This is a genomic window from Microcoleus sp. PH2017_35_SFW_U_B (genome assembly GCF_020737865.1).
GTDB lineage: Bacteria > Cyanobacteriota > Cyanobacteriia > Cyanobacteriales > Microcoleaceae > Microcoleus.
Map to the genome: position 1 here is coordinate 1 of NZ_JAEQDE010000007.1, position 1,497 is coordinate 1,497.

General features: G+C 42.1%; 2 pseudogenes. One reads left to right on the forward strand and one right to left on the reverse strand.

From position 1 onward, the window contains the following. A pseudogene (locus tag JGK36_RS00055) lies at positions 1-467 on the forward strand (IS1 family transposase); the annotation flags it as partial. Positions 468-531: 64 nt separating this feature from the next. Here JGK36_RS00055 and JGK36_RS00060 read toward each other — a convergent pair. Next, a pseudogene (locus tag JGK36_RS00060) lies at positions 532-702 on the reverse strand (transposase family protein); the annotation flags it as partial. Positions 703-1,497: the final 795 nt, after the last annotated feature.

Sequence of the window (1,497 nt, forward strand, 5' to 3'; positions counted from 1 at the left end):
AGCGGCTGCTGTTAAGAAGCAAGTGGAAGTGACTCCCAAAGAAAAAAAGCGCTTGAATGTTCAGATGGATGAGTTATGGTCATTCGTTGATAGTAAAGGCAATCAGCAGTGGGTCTGGCTGGCATTGGATGCCCAGACTAGGGAAATTGTTGGTGTACATATTGGAGATCGTAGCGCAGTATCGGCTCAATATCTATGGAATTCAATGCCACCAGTGTACCGTCAATGTGCAGTAATTTATACTGACCACGTTTTGTGCTTATGATTCTGTATTGCCCAGCAAACGTCATCAAAGCGTAGATAAAGATAGTGGTTTTACTAGCTATATCGAGCGCTTCAACTGTACTATTCGACAACGAGTGTCTCGACTGGTAAGAAAGAGCCTAGCCTTCTCTAAAAAATTAGAAAATCATATTGCTGCAATTTGGCGGTTTGTGCATCATTACAATGCTAATTTACAACTCTAAATCCCTACTTTTATTTGAATTCAGTTTTATTCTCTCGATCCTTTCCTTCAGGGGACTACCCGTATTTAGCTCGCCCGTAACTTTCGATATCGACCCATGTATCAGCACCGCAAATCACGGCACAAATTGAGATGGTAATAATATCAATTAATTGATGATGTTTCGTCCGCTCAATTCTTGGATCTTCTCAGTCAGCAAAATGGTCGGCGATGGTGATTTTAGGTTTAAGTTTCATGCAGGGCAAACTCTAATTAAATATTTTTTGAGTAATCAAGAACCATCCTCCAATATACCATATTCTGTTAATATGAAATTTAGATGCGTTCGCCCTGTGATAAACGTGAGCTAGTCTTTGGGCAATCGCACTTTTTGACCTGCTTAGTTTAAACTCCAATTATCAAGCTTATGACGAAAAACTGTCATTTCTGGTCATAGGCCTGACAATCAACAGACAAAGACAAAAAACATTATTTTGTCCTATAACCCTTGCCAGAAAAGCGTTATAGCCACAAGTTTTTAGACCTGAATCCTTACTTTCAACTTAAAGTGCGGAATGTGGGTTACATCAATTTAGTAAGCAGAGACAACCAATCACCCTTTCCAATTTCGGTTGAAACCGCATCACCTTAAATTTGGGGCAATTGGATGGCAATCGCCTGTAGCCGGAGCCGAGCGCCCCTAGCCGCTTGCCCATAGCCCGAGCGGGTCTCAATCGCGGGCGATCGTCAAAAGATCTCAAAAGGGTTCTATATATAGTAGTAGCCATTTTACCTCTCAACGATTCTACCGACCCTTCATGACAGACGGCGGTCAAAAACTGACATTGGGGGTAAAAAAGCAGGTTCTGGCGTTAAAGAGGAACGAGCAATCGGATCTCGGAGCATCGAGGAACACCCAAAAGCCTTACGGTGTATAGATTGAGCGAAAGATAAAAATTATTTTCGCAAAACGCTTGACAAGCCCTTGCGAAATAAGTATATTAATAAAGCGCCAGAGAGAGAGCGGTTCACACCGCGAACTTAAGGCACAG